Raw genomic sequence first — 19,465 nt, 5'->3', positions numbered from 1 at the left:
CCTGCACGTGGGGTATCCGGAGAACGTACTCGCCGACGACGAGCAGGTGGTGTTGCACCGCCATCCACATTGGAAGCGACTGATCGGCCCGGCCCTGGTGCTGATTCTGTCCACCGGCGTGGCGGCCTTCGTCGCCGCAATGGTCGATAACACCGACTGGCAGCCCACCGCGAAGAACGTGGTGATGATCGCGATCGGTGTTGTCTGGCTGGTGCTGGTCGGCTGGCTGAGTGTGTGGCCATTCTTGAACTGGCTGACCACGCATTTCGTGATCACCGACCGGCGTGTGATGTTCCGTCAGGGACTGTTGAGCCGTTCGGGAATCGATATCCCGTTGGCGCGCGTCAACAGCGTCGAGTTCCGGCACGGCTTGGTGGACAGGATTCTGCGCACCGGCACCCTGATCATCGAGTCGGCATCACAAGATCCGTTGGAGTTTCACGAGATACCGCGAGTGGAGTACGTCCACTCGCTGCTGTATCACGAGGTCTTTGACACCCTCGGTTCAGAGGAGGGCGACAGCCGCTCCACCGGGCGTGGCCGGGAACGGCCACCCGCCACGTGATGCGCTGAGCCGTACAAGCCACGGCCGACCTCGGTGCCGTGATGCACGGTGGTGCTGTTGGGCAGCCCCGTGGGCGGGTGCAGCGGGGTGACGTTTTCCGAGTCTGCGCCTGATCCGTCGTCGTCCACCTCGGCCGCGACGAAAGCCACCGGAGTCTCGTGGCGCCCGAACTCGTCAGGAAACACCCAACGGCGGAAGGCCCAGAACCGGAACGCCATCTGCAGCAAGTTGCCGATGAGGTATGCGCTGATGAAATCGGCGATGTTCTCGACCGTCAGGCTGACGTTCGGCACGCGCAGCTCAAAGATGTAACTCGACACCCACAGCGGAAGCATGGCGATCAGCACGCCAATGCCGCTGACCGCGAAGAACAGCAGCGCCTCGTGGTGCCGTTCCCGGCCGCCGCGGTCCCGGAAACTCCATTCCCTGTTGAGGATGTAGGAGGCGATGACGGCGATGATGCCGGAGATGATCTTCGCGGTGAGTGGTTTGGGCTCCAGGATCGTCAGCTTGAGCGCGTAGAAGATGCCGGAGTCGATGATGAACGTGGTGGCTCCGACGATGCCGAACTTGATCAGCTCGTGGTGCCGCTCGGCGACAGGCCGGATAAACCGGGGCAGCCGGGCGATGGTGGCATCGGCGAAAGACACAAATGGCGAGTGTACGGAAGATGGCATGGCAGTGCGAAGCGGTCCACGGACCTCATGTGGGTACGGGCGTGTACGTGATCACCTGATCCCGGCTGCTGACGACGGCTGAGACGGACCGTTCCGGCGGGGCCGTGTGGCCAGCATGACAACATATGTCTGTGCCCGAAACTCCCGTCGTCACCATGATCGGTGGTGGTCAGCTGGCCCGGATGACCCATCAGGCGTCGATCGCGCTGGGTCAGACACTGCGGGTGCTGGCACATGCCGCCGATGAGCCGGCGGCTCAAGTCACCCCCGATGTCGTATTCGGTTCGCATACCGATCTTGATGATCTGCGCCGCGCGGCGAAGGGGGCCACCGTGCTCACCTTCGACCACGAACACGTCCCCACCGCGTTCCTGGAGACCCTGCAAGGCGAGGGCGTCAATGTGCAGCCACCGCCGTCGGCGCTCATCTACGCGCAGGACAAGACGTTCATGCGACGCAAATTGAAGAGCATCGGGGCTCCGGTGCCCGGATTCGCCGATATCAAGACCGTCGCCGACGTCGAGCGGTTTGCCGCGGAGACGGGCAGCCGGGTGGTGCTGAAGGCGGTGCGGGGCGGATACGACGGCCGTGGCGTGTGGATCACCGACGATCTGGATGAGGCGCGCGCGGTGGCCGCCGAGCAGCTGGCGGCGGGTGTGGATCTGCTTGCCGAGGAACGTATCGACATGCGCCGTGAGCTGTCGGCGATGGTGGCGCGCTCACCGTTCGGACAGGGTGCCGCCTGGCCTGTGGTGGAAACCGTTCAGCGGGATGGGATTTGCGCCGTGGTCATCGCGCCGGCACCCGAGCTGCCCGAGGGACGGGCGATGGAGGCCGAGCAGCTGGCGCTGCGGATCGCCACCGACCTCGGTGTGACCGGATGCCTGGCGGTGGAACTGTTTGAAACCAATGACGGCCGATTGCTGGTCAATGAGCTGGCGATGCGACCACACAACTCCGGGCATTGGAGCATGGACGGCGCGCGGACCGGGCAATTCGAGCAGCACCTGCGGGCCGTGCTCGACTACCCGCTCGGCTCCACCGAACCACTGGCTCCCGTGACCGTCATGGCCAACGTGTTGGGTGCACCTGAGACTCCCGCGATGTCACTCGATGAACGGATGCACCATTTGATGGGCCGCATCCCGGAGGCGAAAGTGCACTTGTACGGCAAGGGCGAGCGTGCGGGCCGCAAGCTCGGGCACGTGAATATCCAAGGCCGCGCGGATGGTTCGCCGAGCGATCCGCAGTATGTGGCCGAGGTGCGTGAGCGTGCCGAGCGTGCCGCGCACTGGCTCTCGCACGCGGTATGGACCGATGGATGGCAAGCGACACACTGATGAGCGCTTGCGCGAAGAAGCGGAGGCACTGATGAGCTTGCGCGAAGAGGCGAAGGCGCTGATAAGCGGCTGCGCGACGATGAGAGGACGCTGAATAGTGAGTGCACGGGTCGGCCTGATCATGGGCAGCGACAGTGACTGGTCGGTGATGTCGGATGCCGCGAATGCTTTGGCGGAGTTCGCAATTCCGTTTGAGGTGGGCGTTGTCTCGGCACACCGCACCCCGGCGCGCATGCTGGAGTACGCACAGACGGCCGCCGACCGGGGCATCCAGGTGATCATCGCCGGGGCAGGCGGCGCCGCGCATCTGCCCGGCATGGTGGCCTCGGCCACCCCGTTGCCGGTCATCGGCGTTCCGGTGCCACTGGCGCGGCTGGATGGTCTGGACTCCCTGCTGTCCATCGTGCAGATGCCCGCGGGTGTGCCCGTCGCGACGGTGTCGATCGGTGGAGCCCGCAACGCCGGGCTGCTGGCCGCGCGCGTCCTGGGGGTCTCCGACACGACGCTGCGGGACAAGGTGGTTGCCTTCCAAGCGAGCATGGAAGCAACCGTTTTGGAGAAGGATGAGGCGCTGCGGCGCAGACTATTAGGCGACTAAATTGACCGTGACGTACAGTTAACGGCGACTAACTGTTCGATCCTGGAGGCTGTGATGGCTGGAAACCCGTCGTTTGACCTGTTCAAGCTGGCAGAAGAGCATGACGAGTTGCGTGCGGCGATCCGTGGCCTGGCTGAAAAAGAGATCGCTCCCTACGCCAAGGATGTCGACGAGAAGGCCCGGTTCCCCCAAGAGGCCCTCGATGCGCTGGTCGCCTCGGGCTTCAATGCCGTGCACGTTCCCGAGGAGTACGACGGTCAGGGCGCCGATAGCGTGGCCGCCTGCATCGTCATCGAAGAGGTGGCCCGGGTCTGTGCGTCATCGTCGTTGATCCCCGCCGTCAACAAGCTCGGCACCATGGGGCTGATCCTCAGCGGCTCCGACGAGCTCAAGAAGCAGGTTTTGCCGTCCATCGCCAGCGGCGAGGCCATGGCCTCTTACGCGCTGTCCGAGCGCGAGGCCGGCAGCGACGCGGCCAGCATGCGCACTCGCGCCAAGGCGGACGGCGATGACTGGATCATCAACGGCAGCAAGTGCTGGATCACCAACGGTGGCAAGTCTTCCTGGTACACCGTGATGGCGGTGACCGATCCCGAGAAGAAGGCGCACGGCATCTCGGCCTTCATGGTGCACAAGGACGACGAGGGTTTCACCGTCGGCCCGCTGGAGCACAAGCTGGGCATCAAGGGCTCGCCCACCGCGGAGCTGTACTTCGAGAACTGCCGGATTCCGGGCGACCGGATCATCGGCCAGCCGGGCACCGGTTTCAAGACCGCGCTGGAGACGCTCGATCACACCCGGCCCACCATCGGCGCGCAGGCCCTTGGGATCGCGCAGGGTGCGCTCGACGCCGCGATTGCATACACCAAGGACCGCAAGCAGTTTGGCCGGTCCATCAGCGACTTCCAGGGTGTGCAGTTCATGCTCGCCGATATGGCGATGAAGGTCGAGGCCGCCCGCCTGCTGGTGTACACCGCGGCGGCTCGTGCTGAGCGCGGCGAGAAGAGCCTGGGCTTCATCTCCTCGGCCTCGAAGTGCTTCGCCTCTGATGTGGCCATGGAGGTCACCACCGATGCCGTGCAGCTGTTCGGCGGCGCCGGGTACACCACCGACTTCCCGGTGGAGCGGATGATGCGCGATGCCAAGATCACCCAGATCTACGAGGGCACCAACCAGATTCAGCGCGTGGTGATGACCCGCGCCCTGCTTGGTTCCTAACTCGCGTTAGGAGAGCGTACGGGTGACCTTTTCGGAGGTGACCCGGCGTTCTTGCGCGCCCGGATCCGGATTGGCCACCTGCACCAGGGAGGCTCCGGCGATGAGCACTGCCAGCAGATTCTCGATCAGCTTGTCCGGGCTGTCCCAGGAACCGGTGCTCAGCACCCGATCCTCGGCCGTGATGCCTTGCGCCGTGGCACTTTCCCGTGCGGCAGCGGCAACGTCCCCGACGTTGCGGCCGTTCATGGCGGGCCCGGCACCGGCGGGCGAGAACCGGTCGCCGTGTACCCGGACTGCCGTCGAATAGTCGGTCAATCCCAGCGGCAGGTCCGGTACGGGGCGCCCGAACGCGTCAAGCGACAGCACGCACACCTCCTCGGCATCCGGTTCGTCGCCAAGCGTGCAGAACGCCACGTCGGCATTGTCCTCGCCGCCGAGCACCACTTCGGCTCCGGCCCACCAGATTCCAAGCAGTACGCCCGCTGTCTGCCAATGTGCGGGCAGCCGCACCGCGACCGTGGACCCGGGTCCGGCACCGAATTCGTCACGCAACATGTTGGCGGTCTTGGCCGCCCAGTTGGCCAGCGTCACCGTCGAGAGTTCGATGCGTTCGCCGGAGGCGTCGTCGTAATAGGTGACCCGGGGGGCTGGGTTGTTCACATCGCCCAGCAGCAGGGAGGTGAGATCCATCAGTTGACGCAACGCGGGCCGTTGGCCGCCGTGAAAATCGGCGACGGGGGCGGGGGCGGCGCCTCTTCTTCGGTGGAGGAGCCGGTTTCCGAGGCGGCAGGTGTGGTCTCACGGCCAGATCCCGGGCCTTGGTAGTCGTTGGACAGCACCACGCGCACGGTGTGCTCGGCCAGGCCCGGTTTCTGCACTACCTGCAATCCCAGCGCCTCGGCCACTGCCTTGGCGCCCACGTCGTCCGACTCCGCGGCCTGAACCTGGCTGTTGCCGGCATGCTCGGCCTCATTGTTGCCCACCTTGCCTGCGGTGAATCCCTTGCCCACCAACAGTTCCGACACCGCAGCGGCCAGGCCGTTGATCTGGGTCTCATTGACGACGTCGGCGATCGTCTGGTCCTTGGAATAGGTGGCCTCTTCGGTCTTGCCCTGGGCCTGCTGGTCCAGCAGACCGGATACCCAGCTGCGCACCTGATCGGGATCGACCTTCACGACGCTTTGGGTGCCATCCTCGGTCCAACCATCCTCACGCAGAATGGGAATGGTCGCGAATGCCACGTTGCCCCCGGACAGCTTCTGTAGCTGCTTGATGAAGTCCATGACGTCCCAGCCCTCACTGAGCACCACGGTGCGCGTGATCGCATCGCGCAGCTTGCCCAGCGTGGAGGGGTTGGTGAGTGTGCCCCCGGAGAGCGCCGAGTGCGCCAGTGACGACATCACCACCTGCTGGCGGACCACACGATCGAGGTCACCGCGCGGCAGATCGTGGCGTTGTCGCACGAAACTCAATGCGTTGGGGCCATCGAGTGTCTGCGGACCGGCGGGAAAGTCGGCTCCCGACATCGGTTCGTACACAGCCTCGTTCAGGCACACGTCGACACCACCGAGCGCGTTGGTCATCAGCACGAATCCGAGCATGCTGACCTCGGCGTAGCGATCGACGGTGACACCGGTCAGCTTGGCCACGGTCTGGGTGAGCGCCGAACGCCCGGCGTCGACGGATTCGCGTTCGGCGGCTTCCAGTGTCTCGCCGGATTCGACGCGTTTCTGACGGTCGTTCTCTTTGGCTTCGCCGTAGACGCCGTTGATCTTTCCCTTGCTGCCATCCGGGACGGTGACATAGGAGTCGCGGGGGATGGAGATCGCCGTTGCGGATTTTCCGTTGCTGGGGATGCGGATGAGGATGATGGTGTCGGTATTGGTGGCGGTCTCGTCCCCGGCCCTCAGCATGGACAGCTCGTCCTGCGAGAGCGGATTGCCGTGTGCGTCGCTGCGACTGTCGACGCCCACCATCAGAATGTCGATCGCGCCGTCATCGGGCCTTCCGGCATTGCCGAACAGACCAGGCAGATCGAACCGGGCGATGTTCGGATCGATGTTGCCGATCTTTCCCCAGGCGGCGCCGGTGACCACCATGACGGCGACGGCGGCGAGCGTCGCAATACCCCGCCACAGAGGGCGCGGCGTCTCCGTCTGCGACGAGCCGCTCGCGCGAGGAGCGTGAGGGTCGGTCACGGTGATCCGTTTCTTTTCCGGGCCGGGCGTTCGCCGGGCAACGAGTCTCAAGCCTCGTCAAGGCTACGTCGGGGTGGCTCTCATCCCTCGGAAGCGAAGTCGGCGTGCCAGACTCTCGGTGTGCTTGTTATCACCGGAGCGGGCGGTCAGCTCGGCACCCATCTGATTGCCCGTGCCGCGCTTCGCGCCCTCCCTATCCGCGCCCTGAACTCGGCTGATTGGGATATTGCCCGCGACGGTGTGCCCGATGGTGCGGTTGCTGCAGGGGATACCGTGATCAACTGCGCCGCGTACACCGCCGTGGATGCCGCGGAAAGCGACGAGGCCAGGGCGTACGCGGTCAATGCCGAAGGTCCTGCCCGGGTGGCCCAGGCGTGTCGCGAGGTTGGCGCCAGATTGATCCATATCTCCACCGATTACGTGTTCAGCGGTGAGTTCGGTGATGCCGACCCACGCCCGTACCGACCGGGTGACGCCACGGCTCCGGCCGGTGTGTACGCGCGCACCAAGGTCGCCGGAGAACGGGCCGTGCACGATGTCCTACCGACAGCACAGGTGGTGCGCACAGCGTGGGTCTACACCGGCGTCAACGGGGATTTCGTCGGGGTCATGCGGCGATTGGCCGCCGGGGACGGCCCGGTGCGGGTGGTCACCGATCAGACCGGCTCTCCGACCTACGCCGCAGACCTTGCCGAGGCATTGTTGAACCTCGCGGCCTCCGATGTCCGCGAACCGTTGCTGCATGCGGCGGGGGGTGGAGCGGTGAACCGGTTCGACTGGGCGAAGGCCGTGTTCGAGCTGGTCGGGGCGGATACCTCGCGTCTGCAGCCCTGCCTGTCCGTCGATTTTCCGAGCGCAGCGCCCCGGCCGGTGTACACGGCACTTGACGGCGATCTGTGGGCCGAGGCGGGTCTGGCACCGTTGCGTCCGTGGCGGGACGCGTTGGCTGAGGCGCTGGCCACACATCAGGGGTAGGTACCCTCAAGCACCGTGCCTGATCCTCATCGCCCGAGTGGCTCGTCGGTGCCGCTCGAGCAGATCGCCGTGGTGACGGTGACGTACTCGCCTGGCGAGCATCTCCATCGCTTCCTCAGAACGCTGCGCCACGCCACCGATCGCCCGCTGCGGTTGATCCTGGCCGATAACGGTTCCACCGACGGAGCGCCCGAAGTGGCCGCCGAGGAGCCCGATGTCGAGCTGCTGCGCACCGGGGGCAATGTCGGCTACGGGAAGGCCGCCAACCTTGGGGTGGCGCAGGTTGATCCCGAAGCCGAATGGATCGTGATCGCGAACCCCGATGTGCAGTGGGGGCCGGGAAGCATCGATGCGCTGCTTGAGGTCGCGCAGCGCTGGCCCGCCGCGGGCGCGCTGGGTCCGCTTATTCGTGAGCCCGATGGTTCGGTGTATCCCTCGGCGCGAGTGGTGCCGTCGCTCGCGGGGGGTGCGCTACACGCGCTGCTGGGATCGGTGTGGCCCACCAATCCGTGGACCGCGGCGTATCGCCAGGACCGGATGGAGCCGTCCGAGCGCATCGTCGGATGGCTCTCGGGATCGTGCCTGCTGCTGCGGCGCAAGGCCTTCGATGCCATCGGCGGATTCGACACGCGCTACTTCATGTACATGGAGGACGTTGATCTCGGAGACCGGCTGGCACGTGCGGGCTGGCAGAACGTGTACGCGCCGAGCTCGGAGGTCGTGCATGCGAAAGGTCATGCCGCCGGGCGTGATCCGGCACGCAGCCTTACTGCGCACCACGACAGCGTCTACATCTACCAATCAGACCGGCATCCACATTGGTGGCAGGCACCGCTGCGTTGGAGCATTCGGGGCGCACTGGCGGCTCGATCTGCGATCGTGGTGCGCTCGGCCATCCGTGCCAATCGGCGCCGGGACAAGCAAGGAGGGTGATATGTCTGACCACGTGAAAGCCGATGCCGTCATCTTGGTGGGAGGGCAGGGCACCCGGCTGCGTCCACTGACGCTCTCGGCGCCCAAGCCGATGCTGCCGATCGCCGGCTTCCCCTTCCTGACGCATGTGTTGTCGCGGGTCGCCGCGGCCGGGATCGATCATGTGGTGCTCGGAACGTCGTACAAGGCCGAGGTCTTCGAGTCGGAGTTCGGCGACGGGTCCAAGCTGGGCCTGTCGATTACCTATGTCACCGAAACGGAACCGCTGGGTACCGGTGGAGCCATCCGGAATGTGCTGGACCATCTGCGCCACGACACCGCCCTGGTGTTCAACGGCGATGTGTTGTCCGGCTTGGACTTGAAAGACCTTCTCGCGCAGCATGAGCAGACCCAGGCCGACCTGACATTGCACCTGGTACGGGTCGGCGACCCGCGCGCGTTCGGTTGTGTGCCTACCGATTCCACGGGCTGCGTGACCGCATTCCTGGAGAAGACCGAAGATCCGCCCACCGACCAGATCAACGCCGGGTGTTACGTGTTCCGGCGCGAGCTGATCGAACAGATCCCCTCCGGGCGGCCGGTCTCGGTTGAGCGAGAAGTCTTTCCAGGATTGCTCAGCAGTGGCGCCAAGGTATGCGGATACGTCGACACGAGCTACTGGCGCGATATGGGCACTCCCGAGGACTTCGTGCGCGGCTCGGCGGACCTGGTGCGCGGTATCGCGCCCTCACCAGCGATCCCCGAACATCCGGGCGAGGCGCTGGTGCACGACGGTGCCTCGGTGGCACCGGGCGCGCTGGTGATCGGTGGCACCGTGGTGGGCCGGGGCGCCGAAATCGGGCCGGGCGCACGGCTTGACGGCGCGGTCATCTTCGACGGTGCCCGCATCGAGGCGGGTGCGGTGGTGGAACGCTCCATCATCGGGTTCGGCGCCCGCATCGGGCCGCGCGCCTTGGTGCGTGACGGCGTGATCGGGGACGGCGCCGATATCGGTGCGCGCTGCGAGCTGCTGCGCGGCGCCCGGGTATGGCCCGGAATCACCATTCCCGACGGTGGCATCCGGTACTCCTCGGACGTCTAGGGACTCGGCCGCACATCGGCGTCGGACGGCGCGTACTCGGCGGAAGAGCCGAACATGCCTGAGGGGTTGGCGTTCTCGATGATCGTCGACGCCTTCGTGCTCGAGAGCGGATTGTCCAGCGATTCCTGGGTGCCGAAGAACGGCAGCAATATCGGCGTGGTTGCCCCAGAGGCGTACACCATGGTGAAGATCCGCAACACGGGGTGATCGGAAACCAGTTCCTCGATGACACCGCGGGACGCGAACTGGGTTTCGGTACACAACGCCTTACCCCCCAGGAAATCGTGGACCAGGGTTGATTCCCTGAGGAAACCGATCACGTCCTCGCCGAGCGCGACCTGTGGGGGATAGCAGGTGCGTGTTTCCTTCACCGATCGGTGGGTGACGGCGATCAGGGTGACCTTGATGACCGCCAACCGGACGGTCCGGGAATCGATATCGATGATGGTGCTGCCCTGGTTCGTCGATCCGGGAGCCAGGAACGCCCCGCCGGCACCGCCGGACGAGCCGGCATAGATCAGTCGTGCCTGGGCGGACATCGCCGGAGTTTCGCGATAGTCCCCGAACTGACTCCCGAGTGCGTTCAGGTGCCCGGCCACGTTCTCGGGTGTAGGGGGTTCTGCGGGTGTGCCCTTGGGATAGACGACGACGCGGGTCAGGGTGGCCGGGACGTCGACGCGAAACGATCCACGGTTGTGGTACGTGGTCTTGGCCAGGACGTGGATGATGGGGCCGGTCGAGCCCACCGGCGTCAACTCGGTCTGCACGTCTATCAGCGGAAGCGAACTGTGCGTCATGTACTCGTTCTGAATCCAGAACTGCACCAACCCAATGAGGGGAAACAGTGCGACGACGGCGATGCCGGTTCTGGTCAGGGCGCCCGCCGCGTACCGGCTCAGATACAGCACCCAGCACAGGGCGACGGCGCCCAATGCCAGCGCGACTCCTGTGATGCCCCCTAGCTGGCTTGCGGGACTACGCAGGTCGAGCAGCCAGACATAGGCGGCAAGACAGATGACGAATACCTGGCTGGCCAGGGGGGTGAGCACAGAACTGTGCCGGTACTTCACAATCCCCCCGATCGCCAGCGCGCAGGTGATGCCGATGGCAAGGAGTAGCGCGGTGCCCAGCAGATCCCACGCGTTCTGGGTCAGCGTGGCGTTCTTGGCGGCCAGCCACAACACGATCGTGCCGTCGATGGCGATGCACAACACCAAGAGCGCCCGGACTCGCGGTCGTAAGTCCCCGACGGTGAACGTGTGCTGGGGCTCGTCACCGCCGGGGGACGGCTCGCGGTCGGGCTTGGTGATTCTCGCGCTGCCACCGAAGGGGGTCTCAATCTTGATGTCCATGTGCGTCCCCTCGCAGAATCGCCGCTGATGAGGGGACGATACGACGGCTCGTTAGGCCGGACACGGGTAATGCACTACCCGACTTTCAGCGCAGTCTGGCGCGGGCCCGTTCGGCCAACACGACCACCGAGGGATCTTCGGCCGGAATCTGGTCGATGGGCCACCAGCGCAGGTCCAGTGATTCGTCGCTGACGGTGATCTGGGCGCCCTCGGGCGCGCGCGCCAGGAACTGCAGATCGAGATGGCGAGTCGGCACACCCAGCGAGCATGTGATCGGATGTACATGTATGCCAAGCAGATTCGGCTCAAGAGTGAGGTCTGCTATCCCGGATTCCTCGGTGGCTTCACGCAGCGCGGCGGCCCGGATGGTGGCGTCCTCCTCTTCGCAGTGGCCGCCCAGCTGAAGCCATTTACCCACGCGCGGGTGCAGGGTCAGCAGCGCCTGCGACCCGTCGTGGTTGACCACCAGCGCCGAGGCGGTGATATGGCCTGCGGCGCTGCGGCGACGGCAGGCGTCCGGATTGGCGTCGAGAAAGGCCAGAACGGAGTGCCGCAGGCTGTCCTGCTCGGTATCGGGCGTTTCCCACGCGGAGAGCAGCTCGACGGCGGAAGCTTGCAGACCCGAGATGCGGCTCATCAGAGCTCAACCAGCATCTGGCCGGCAGGAAGGGGAGTGCGGGGTTCCAGCGTCTTCTCGGGGTATCCGTGCGGATATCCGATGGCGATGGTCCCCATCGGTTCCCATGAGGCATCCAGCTCGAGCTGCCTGCGGACGACATCGGCGGCGAAGATGGTGGACCCGATCCAGCAGCTCCCCACGCCCCGCGCCGCCAGCGCCACCAACAGTGCCTGCACCGCCGCGCCCACCGCGACGGCGAACATGGTGTGTTCGGCCGCGTTGCGGCGCTCGTCCGGGTAGTCGTGGGCACCGTCGGGAACCAGGAACGGAATCACGATTTCGGGTGCGTCGTAGAGGATCTGTCCGCGGGCCACCCGTTTCTCGACGGATTCCGGGGTGCGTCCGTCTCCGCTGAGATCCACGGCCCATGCCTGTTTCATGGCATCCAGCAGTGCGCGCCGTGTCGCCAGATCCCGTACCCATACGAATCTCACCGGATGGGTGTGATGCGGAGCGGGCGCCGTCAACGCCTCGCCGATGGCTTCCCGTAATAGATCGGAATCTACTGCGATATCAGCGAATTGACGGATAGAGCGGCGCACCAGCACCGCATCGCGGCGCCCCTGCTCCAGCGCTTCCGCGGTGCCGAGCCAGAACAAATCGTCGGGGCCCGAGCGCTGGAGGTCGCGAGCCACGCTGCCGTCGTCGGGCACCGACAGACCCCGCACCACCGCAACTGGTACATCGGTGAGCTTGCCCTTGACAAGGTCGGCGGCGGCGGCGATCTCGTCGACGATGGCCACCTCTGTCACCTGAAGTTCGTTGCCGTGCTTGTCCTTTGCACCGGCGTAGCCATACAGGACAGGGATGCCGGAGGAACCGATGGCGGCATCGGTCTGGCCATTGCGCCAGGCCCGTCCCATGGTGTCGGTGATCACCACCGCTACGTTCACGCCCAGCTGTCGCGACAGTGCTGCCCGCACCGCCGCGGCGCTGCCATCGGGGTCGGTGGGGAGCAGTACGAGTTCGGCGGTATCGACATTGGACGCGTCGATTCCGGCGGCGGCCTGCACGATGCCGATGGTGTTCTCGGTGATCAGTGTCTTTCCCTTGCGGGCCAGCACGCGGACCGACTCGGAGTCGATCAGTTTGCGCCGCAAGGTGTCCCGCGCTTCGGGATCGGTAGGCGCCGCGACGATGCGGCCCTCGGCCTTGGAGATGATCTTGCTGGTGATCACGATCACATCGCCGTCCCGGATCCATGGCGCCGCCTCGGCGATGGTCTTGGCGACATCGTCGCCGGGGCGGAATTCCGGCAAGTCCGCAATGGGTAGAATCTCCACCGGAGCTGCCGAACCATGTTCCGGTGCAGGGGAATCCGCAGATGAGGTCATAGGGTAACTCCGGCCAGGTCGAGTCCCGCACGCACCATCGCCGCCGTCGCGTCCGGGTCGGTCATGAGCAGCGGAATCGACCGTACCTGAACTCCCGCAATGTGAGCGGCGTCACCCTCGTCGACCAGCCAGCCGTCCAGGATGCCGGTCTGTGAGCGGGCGCCGAAGTGTTCCCCGACACCTTGTGAGCTCACCTCGACACCGATCACGCGCAAACATTCGTCGGCCATTCCGCGGAGTGGCTTACCGGACACGATTGGCGAGTACCCGATGACCGGAGCGGTGGTTGTGCGGAGCGCCCCGCGAACTCCGCCGACCGCCAGGACGGCCCCGATGCTCACCACCGGATTGGAGGGAGCCAGCAAGACGGCATCTGCCTCGGCGATGGCTTCGGCAACGCCTGGGCCGGCCTTTGCTTCGTCCGCGCCGACGAACGCGAAACTGTGGGTCGGTACCTGTGCTCGGTGTTGCACCCACCACTGTTGGAAGTGGATGGCACGCTGCTCCCCATCGGCGGGGTCGGTGATCACCACGTGGGTCTCGCAGCGGTCGTCGCTGGCGGGTAACAGGCGGACTCCGGGCCGCCATCGATTGCATAACGCTTCGGTGACCGCTGATAGCGGGTAACCGGCTCGCAGCATTTGACTGCGTATCAGGTGAGTGGCCAGGTCCCTGTCGCCGAGCGAGAACCAGTCGGGCTGGGCGCCGTAGGCCGCCAGTTCCTCCATGGCGTTCCACGTCTCGCCCCGGTGTCCCCAGCCGCGTTCCGGATCCACCCCTCCGCCCAGGGTGTACATGCAGGTGTCCAGGTCAGGGCAGATCCTGACGCCATGCATCCAGGCGTCGTCGCCAATGTTCACGATGGCGTTTATCTGATGCTTGCTGGAGTCCGATCCGAGCAAGCGTTGGACGCCGAGCAGGAAGCGCGCTCCGCCGACGCCGCCGACGAGGACGGTGAGTTTCACGCTGACCGACACTAGTGCGCCGGCAATGATGCGACACGCCACGAGGGCGCCACGCCGATTTTGTCGGTCGTAGATGGTATGAATTTTCGTCCTTCGCTTGACCCCGGCAGCGAACACGTGTGTAATCACACCAGTGTCATTCCTCGGGCTGGGTTTGGAAGTTGCAGGCGCAGACCGGGATTCGATCAGATGTTCGAATGGAATGGCCGGGAAACGACAATGTGGCACGAAACCGGGCACGACGACTGCAAGTGGGAATGGTGAGGAGGCGGGACGATGCTGTTCGGGCACAATGAATTTGGCGCACACGACGAGCTGAGTTCCGGCGTCGGCACGGGTGCGACGGGCTTGCCGCCCGCACGTCCGCATCTGACGTTGGTGCAGAACGATTTTGATGCGCTGATTGGTGTCGCTGATGATCAGTGGCAAGAGAAGGCGCTGTGCGCACAGACCGATCCAGAGGCGTTCTTCCCTGAGAAGGGCGGGTCGACTCGCGAGGCCAAGCGCATCTGCCAGGGCTGCGAAGTCAAGGACGAGTGCCTTGAATACGCACTGGCCAACGACGAGCGGTTCGGTATCTGGGGCGGGTTGTCCGAGCGTGAGCGCCGTCGCCTGAAGCGGGGCATCATCTAACTCCGCGTTCGATCGGGCGGTTAGTCGCCCTCATCGGTGATGGTCGGGTCGATCACCGATGGTTCCACCCCCAGGTGGGTGGCAACCTGCGCCACCAGCAGATCGTGCAGGAGATCCGACAAATCCCCAGATTTCTTCGCGCGTAATTCGATCGGCTTGCGGAATAGGACAATTCGCGCCCGGGTGGTGTTACCCCGGGTATCCACGCCAGCGGGAATAAGCCTTGCCAGCGGGATCGGTCCGTCGGCGATCACCTCCGGCGGCCATTGCACCGACTCGGGATCCTTGGGTTGGATGCGCGGAATCTCGTCTACCGCGACATCGAGACCCTCCAGCCGCGACTGCCACGCCCGCTCGATGGGTTCATAGGCCTCCAGCACCGCCATATCGAAGCGCTCGGCGCGTGAGCGCCAGCCGGGAACGGTCGGCGGCAAGAGCGGGCCACGAAAATCGCGCCCCCTTCGGGAGCCCTGCGAGCTCGATCCGCTCGCCGAGCCGCCGCGCCGTCCGTCACGTGCCATACGGGAAATGGTAACGGTGTGACTGCTGTGGCTGACGAATCACAACGAGCCGATCACCCCGGGGTCTCTGCCTGATCACCGGAGGGTCTCAGTGGGTTCACAGCGCGTGTCTGCGGGTCGGAACGTGTTTGCGCACGCTAGCCTCAACGTTTGTGAGAGCCCCCCGTCGCTGCTGTCGACCCGGGTGCCCGAGTTCCGCCGTGGCGACGTTGACGTTTGTCTATGCGGACTCGACGGCCGTGGTTGGGCCGCTGGCCACGTCCAGCGAGCCGCATTCGTGGGATCTGTGCGCGCAGCACGCGAGCCGGATTACCGCGCCCCGTGGCTGGGAGCTGGTCCGGTACAACGGCCCCCTGCCGTCGAATCCCGAGGATGACGACTTGGTTGCCCTGGCCGATGCGGTCCGGGAACCCACCGGAGTGCGGATGGCCGCGGCGGGATTCAGCGAGCCCGCACTCGATATGGGAGGGCCTGCCACCTCGGCTGCTCCCCGGCCCGTGCATCCGGCTCCCGTCGGGCGGCGCCGCGGACATCTGCGGGTTCTGCCGGATCCGGCAGAGTAGTTCTGATCAGGTGCTTTCGGCTTGGCCCGGTGACATTCTGTACCCTCTCGCCGGACGTTCACGTTGGGCACTCGCCGACCACTAGGCTGGCCAGCGACACCTAACGTCCCTCGCTCGACAGATCAATAGGAGTGCTCTCGTCATGGCCCGGTCCGCCGACGCTGTCCACGCAGTCATCAAGGCGTACGACGTTCGTGGCCTCCTGGGCGAGCAGATCGACGAGTCCTTCGTGTTCGACGTGGGTTCTTCGTTCGCACGACTGGTCAAGGCGGAGCAGGCCGACGCCGGCGCGCCATTGCGGATCGTGGTGGGCCGCGACATGCGCGACTCGTCGCCTCCGCTGGCTCAGGCGTTCACCGAGGGTGTCACCGCTCAGGGCGTCGATGTCGTGCAGATCGGACTGGCATCCACTGATCAGCTGTACTTCGCTTCGGGGCTGTTGGATTGCCCGGGAGCCATGTTCACCGCCAGCCACAACCCGGCCGCGTACAACGGAATCAAGCTGTGCCGCGCCGGTGCCAAGCCGGTGGGCAGGGACACCGGCCTGGCCATCATCAGCGAGGAGCTGATCAACGGGGTGCCCGCGCACGACGCTGCGGCGGGCACGATCACCGAACGTGATGTTCTCGCCGAGTACGGCGAGTTCCTGCGGTCACTGGTTCAGTTGAGCGGGGCACGCCCCCTTCGGGTGGCTGTGGATGCGGGTAACGGTATGGCCGGACACACGACACCGGCGGTGCTGGGTGCGATTCCATCGATTGCGCTCGCGCCGTTGTACTTCGAGTTGGACGGCAACTTCCCCAACCACGAAGCCAACCCGCTCGACCCCGAGAACCTGCGCGATCTGCAGGCCTTCGTGGTGGCCGAGGGTGCTGACATCGGCCTCGCCTTCGATGGCGACGCCGACCGGTGCTTCGTCGTCGATGAGCGCGGACGGGCCGTATCTCCTTCCGCGGTAACCGCTTTGGTAGCGCGTCGAGAGCTGGAGCGGGAAATCGGCGGCACCATCATCCACAATCTGATCACCTCGCGTGCCGTCCCCGAGCTTGTCGTCGAGCACGGCGGAACACCGGTGCGCTCTCGCGTCGGCCACTCGTTCATCAAGGCATTGATGGCCGAGACGGGCGCGATCTTCGGCGGTGAGCATTCCGCGCACTACTACTTCCGGGACTTCTGGGGTGCCGACTCCGGAATGCTGGCGGCACTGCACGTGCTGGCAGCCCTGGGCGAGCAGGACCGGCCGCTTTCAGATCTCATGTCTGATTACGAGCGGTACGCATCCTCCGGCGAGATCAACTTCCGCGTCTCGAATGCCAAGGCATGTATCGACGAGGTGTTGAAGTCCTTTGGCACACAGATAGTTTCGATCGACCATCTCGACGGCGTCACCGTCGACATCGGTACCGGAACGTGGTTCAACCTGCGCACGTCCAACACCGAGCCACTGCTGCGCCTCAACGTCGAGGCCCGCACCGACGAAGATGTGGCGGGTGTGGTCGCGCGCGTCACCGAGTTGGTCGACCGCACCGAGGCCGCGACCTGATGAAGGCCACCATCGATCTGGACGACGCCGAGGCGCTGTTGGCGGCCGACCGCGATGGTTCGCTGCAAGCCGCTTCGATGGCCGGCTCGCAGGTTCGGGCGGTTGGTACAGCCATCGCCGAGGGTGCCCTGGACCCGCTTCACGTGGAGGACCGGTCGCGCGCGCTCGTGTGGGTCGCGGGCCGCGGCACCGCCGCAACGGCGGGAGCGGTTCTGGCTGGGGCGCTGTCGGATACCGCGAGTCTTCCGTTCGTTACCGCCACCCGGGCTCCGGTGTGGGTGGGCCCACTCGATGTCATGGTGGTCGCCGGTGACGATGCCGGTGATCCTGCCCTCACTGCTGCGGTGTCGATGGGTACCCGTCGGGGTGCCCGGGTGGTCATCGCCGCACCCGACGAGGGTCCCTTGGCGGATTCCGGTGCTGGCCGGGCGATTTCACTGGCGCCCCGGTTGCGGGTGCCCGACACTTTCAGCCTTGCTCACAACCTCGCTGTTGGGGCGGCAGTGCTGGGGGTGCTCGACAGGGCCATCGTGCCCGACGTCATGGCGATCGCCGATGAAGTGGATGGCGAGGTATCCCGGAATACCGTGGGCCGGGAAATCTTCACCAACGCCGCCAAGGTGATCGCGACGCGATTGACCGGTGGGCCCGCGGTGTTCTGCGGGGATCGGTCGGTCACCGTGGCGCTCGCGCAACATGCGGCGGCAACGCTGCTGCGGCTGACGCAGCGCACCGCTACCGCGTGCGGCCTTCCGCAAGCGTTGGCCGCGATGCGGGATGCGTTGTCGAGCAGGAGCTCTGGTGAGAGCTCACTGTTTCATGACGAGTTCATCGACGGCCCCCGCGGCGATGGCCCACCGCGGATACTTGCTCTTGCCACCGATAGCGACTTCCAGTCGGTTGCGGCGCGGATCGATGGTGTCGATGAAGCGCAGCTGGTGAGCACCACCGATCTTGGTGACGTGGCGGCCCGACCGTCGGAGCTCGCGCAGCTGATGATGCTCGCGACACGACTCGAAATGGCCTCGGTGTACGCCCGGCTCGGCGGGGGGAGATCCGGGCTGTGAATCTGCTCAGGGGGGCGATAAGGACGTACGCCTGGGGCTCGCGGACGGCGATCGCCGAGTTCACCGGACGCCCAACACCGACACCGCATCCGGAAGCCGAACTGTGGCTGGGTGCGCACCCTGCCGATCCGGCCTACCTGGAAACCGGTGGTGGCGCAGAGTCATTACTCGATGTAGTGGCGGCAGATCCGGCAGGGCAGTTGGGTCCGGCGTCGGTGGCTGAGTTCGGCGATCAATTGCCCTTCCTGCTCAAGGTGCTGGCGGCGGACGAGCCGCTGTCCCTGCAAGCCCACCCCAGTGCGCAGCAGGCGGCAGACGGATACGCGCGGGAAGAGGCGGCGGGTGTCCCGCTCAACTCTCCGGTGCGCAATTATCGGGATCGCAATCACAAGCCCGAACTGGTTGTGGCGCTGGATCGTTTTGAGGCGCTGGCAGGCTTTCGAGACCCCGGTGACACCGTCGAACTCTTTCGCGCGCTCGATGTCGGCGAGCTGACACCCTATGTGAATCTGTTGGCCGGACAATCCGATGCCGATGGGCTGCGCGCCCTGTTCACCACCTGGATAACCCTTCCGCAGCCCAGCCTGGATCTGTTGGTGCCTGCCGTGCTCGAGGGTGCCGTGCGTTATCTGTCGTCCGGCCACGAGCGTTTCGCTGGTGAGGCGCGCACGCTTCTGGAGTTGGGTGAGCGGTATCCGGCGGACGCCGGAGTACTTGCCTCCTTGTTGTTGAATCGGCTCACGCTGGAACCGGGGGAGGGGATTTACCTGCCCGCCGGAAATCTGCATGCGTACCTGCGTGGTCTGGCCGTCGAGATCATGGCCAATTCCGACAACGTGCTGCGCGGCGGGCTTACTCCCAAACACGTCGATGTACCCGAATTGCTTCGGGTGCTCGATTTCTCACCCGCCGCCGAAAAACACCTGCATGTTGAGACCGTCACCGACGGTGCACAGACTCGGTACCTCACGCCCGCCAGGGAGTTCGCGTTATCGCGATTCGATCTGGTGGATGGCGAACGCGTACCGGTGGAGGTAAAAGGACCGCGGATAGTGCTGTGCACGCGGGGCAGCGTGCGGTTGGACGGTATGGGGCCGGACCTTGACGTTCATGCGGGACAGTCGGTGTGGATACCGGCCGACGGCGGAGATGTGACGCTGACCGGGCAGTCCGATGCCCGTGTATTCATGGCAACAGTTGACGCGGACGCGTGACCGTCCGTC

20 protein-coding genes are annotated in these 19,465 nt (G+C 65.5%); 12 read left to right on the top strand and 8 right to left on the bottom strand.

Annotated features, from left to right (window positions below):
• Positions 1 to 7 precede the first annotated feature (7 nt).
• The gene (locus HBA99_RS18365; RefSeq protein ID WP_057964444.1) at positions 8 to 565 is read left to right on the top strand and encodes a PH domain-containing protein; all 558 of its coding nucleotides are present in this window, start codon (positions 8 to 10) and stop codon (positions 563 to 565) included.
• On the opposite strand, the gene HBA99_RS18360 is transcribed toward HBA99_RS18365, so the two are convergent.
• Positions 481 to 1,215, bottom strand: coding sequence for a GtrA family protein (locus HBA99_RS18360; protein WP_070952126.1), 735 nt, complete (start codon positions 1,213 to 1,215; stop codon positions 481 to 483). The genes HBA99_RS18365 and HBA99_RS18360 overlap by 85 nt on opposite strands.
• A 158-nt stretch (positions 1,216 to 1,373) precedes the next feature.
• Here HBA99_RS18360 and HBA99_RS18355 point away from each other — a divergent pair, with 158 nt between their 5' ends.
• The 3 genes from HBA99_RS18355 (at position 1,374) to HBA99_RS18345 (ending at position 4,398) form a co-directional block, all read left to right on the top strand.
• Positions 1,374 to 2,582 carry a 5-(carboxyamino)imidazole ribonucleotide synthase gene (locus HBA99_RS18355; protein ID WP_109398797.1) on the top strand — a complete coding sequence of 403 codons (1,209 nt, stop codon included), beginning with the start codon at positions 1,374 to 1,376 and terminating at the stop codon, positions 2,580 to 2,582.
• 97 nt (positions 2,583 to 2,679) lie between these two features.
• Positions 2,680 to 3,180, top strand: coding sequence for a 5-(carboxyamino)imidazole ribonucleotide mutase (gene purE / locus HBA99_RS18350; protein ID WP_109494279.1), 501 nt, complete (start codon positions 2,680 to 2,682; stop codon positions 3,178 to 3,180).
• 54 nt (positions 3,181 to 3,234) lie between these two features.
• Complete coding sequence (locus HBA99_RS18345) at positions 3,235 to 4,398, top strand: acyl-CoA dehydrogenase (protein ID WP_030096887.1); 1,164 nt, start codon at positions 3,235 to 3,237, stop codon at positions 4,396 to 4,398.
• 6 nt (positions 4,399 to 4,404) lie between these two features.
• On the opposite strand, the gene HBA99_RS18340 is transcribed toward HBA99_RS18345, so the two are convergent.
• Complete coding sequence (locus HBA99_RS18340) at positions 4,405 to 5,091, bottom strand: TIGR03089 family protein (RefSeq protein WP_109398798.1); 687 nt, start codon at positions 5,089 to 5,091, stop codon at positions 4,405 to 4,407.
• Complete coding sequence (locus HBA99_RS18335) at positions 5,088 to 6,596, bottom strand: LCP family protein (RefSeq protein ID WP_070915210.1); 1,509 nt, start codon at positions 6,594 to 6,596, stop codon at positions 5,088 to 5,090. The genes HBA99_RS18340 and HBA99_RS18335 overlap by 4 nt, the downstream gene beginning before the upstream one ends.
• 120 nt (positions 6,597 to 6,716) lie before the next feature.
• Between HBA99_RS18335 and rfbD the strand changes: the two genes are divergently transcribed.
• From rfbD to manB, 3 genes are all read left to right on the top strand, one after another.
• Positions 6,717 to 7,571, top strand: a complete 855-nt coding sequence (rfbD, locus tag HBA99_RS18330) for a dTDP-4-dehydrorhamnose reductase (RefSeq protein WP_070952127.1) — start codon at positions 6,717 to 6,719, stop codon at positions 7,569 to 7,571.
• Between the two features lie 69 nt (positions 7,572 to 7,640).
• Positions 7,641 to 8,504 carry a glycosyltransferase family 2 protein gene (locus HBA99_RS18325; protein WP_064410405.1) on the top strand — a complete coding sequence of 288 codons (864 nt, stop codon included), beginning with the start codon at positions 7,641 to 7,643 and terminating at the stop codon, positions 8,502 to 8,504.
• 1 nt (position 8,505) lies between these two features.
• Positions 8,506 to 9,585, top strand: coding sequence for a mannose-1-phosphate guanylyltransferase (manB, locus tag HBA99_RS18320; RefSeq protein ID WP_070952128.1), 1,080 nt, complete (start codon positions 8,506 to 8,508; stop codon positions 9,583 to 9,585).
• On the opposite strand, the gene HBA99_RS18315 is transcribed toward manB, so the two are convergent.
• The 4 genes from HBA99_RS18315 to cofD form a co-directional block, all read right to left on the bottom strand.
• A complete protein-coding gene (locus tag HBA99_RS18315) occupies positions 9,582 to 10,937 on the bottom strand; it encodes a hypothetical protein (protein ID WP_057966868.1) in 1,356 nt (451 codons plus the stop codon). The two genes, manB and HBA99_RS18315, sit on opposite strands and share 4 nt — an antisense overlap.
• An 85-nt stretch (positions 10,938 to 11,022) precedes the next feature.
• A complete protein-coding gene (locus HBA99_RS18310) occupies positions 11,023 to 11,574 on the bottom strand; it encodes an NUDIX hydrolase (protein ID WP_064409397.1) in 552 nt (183 codons plus the stop codon).
• Entirely contained in the window at positions 11,574 to 12,950 is a 1,377-nt protein-coding gene (locus HBA99_RS18305; RefSeq protein ID WP_070952129.1) for a coenzyme F420-0:L-glutamate ligase, read from the bottom strand. The genes HBA99_RS18310 and HBA99_RS18305 overlap by 1 nt, the downstream gene beginning before the upstream one ends.
• Entirely contained in the window at positions 12,947 to 13,915 is a 969-nt protein-coding gene (gene cofD / locus HBA99_RS18300; RefSeq protein WP_057966906.1) for a 2-phospho-L-lactate transferase, read from the bottom strand. Before cofD ends, HBA99_RS18305 begins: the two co-directional genes overlap by 4 nt.
• 378 nt (positions 13,916 to 14,293) lie before the next feature.
• Here cofD and HBA99_RS18295 point away from each other — a divergent pair, with 378 nt between their 5' ends.
• A complete protein-coding gene (locus HBA99_RS18295) occupies positions 14,294 to 14,548 on the top strand; it encodes a WhiB family transcriptional regulator (protein ID WP_030096897.1) in 255 nt (84 codons plus the stop codon).
• A 20-nt stretch (positions 14,549 to 14,568) separates the two neighbouring features.
• Here HBA99_RS18295 and HBA99_RS18290 read toward each other — a convergent pair whose 3' ends face one another.
• Positions 14,569 to 15,069, bottom strand: coding sequence for a metallopeptidase family protein (locus tag HBA99_RS18290; RefSeq protein WP_064409395.1), 501 nt, complete (start codon positions 15,067 to 15,069; stop codon positions 14,569 to 14,571).
• A gap of 152 nt (positions 15,070 to 15,221) precedes the next feature.
• Here HBA99_RS18290 and HBA99_RS18285 point away from each other — a divergent pair, with 152 nt between their 5' ends.
• The 4 genes from HBA99_RS18285 (at position 15,222) to manA (ending at position 19,456) form a co-directional block, all read left to right on the top strand.
• Entirely contained in the window at positions 15,222 to 15,632 is a 411-nt protein-coding gene (locus tag HBA99_RS18285) for a DUF3499 domain-containing protein (RefSeq protein ID WP_075908115.1), read from the top strand.
• Positions 15,633 to 15,774: 142 nt separating this feature from the next.
• Positions 15,775 to 17,175 (top strand): phosphomannomutase/phosphoglucomutase, encoded by a 1,401-nt coding sequence (locus HBA99_RS18280; RefSeq protein WP_070950717.1) that lies wholly within the window; start codon positions 15,775 to 15,777, stop codon positions 17,173 to 17,175.
• Positions 17,175 to 18,242 carry a hypothetical protein gene (locus HBA99_RS18275; protein WP_030096901.1) on the top strand — a complete coding sequence of 356 codons (1,068 nt, stop codon included), beginning with the start codon at positions 17,175 to 17,177 and terminating at the stop codon, positions 18,240 to 18,242. The genes HBA99_RS18280 and HBA99_RS18275 overlap by 1 nt, the downstream gene beginning before the upstream one ends.
• Positions 18,239 to 19,456: a mannose-6-phosphate isomerase, class I gene (gene manA, locus HBA99_RS18270; protein WP_070915198.1), complete on the top strand. Its 1,218-nt coding sequence runs from the start codon at positions 18,239 to 18,241 to the stop codon at positions 19,454 to 19,456. The genes HBA99_RS18275 and manA overlap by 4 nt, the downstream gene beginning before the upstream one ends.
• Positions 19,457 to 19,465 lie beyond the last annotated feature (9 nt).

The sequence above is a fragment of the Mycobacteroides chelonae genome (assembly GCF_016767715.1).
GTDB lineage: Bacteria > Actinomycetota > Actinomycetes > Mycobacteriales > Mycobacteriaceae > Mycobacterium > Mycobacterium gwanakae.
This window is presented reverse-complemented; position numbering and strand designations above follow the sequence as displayed.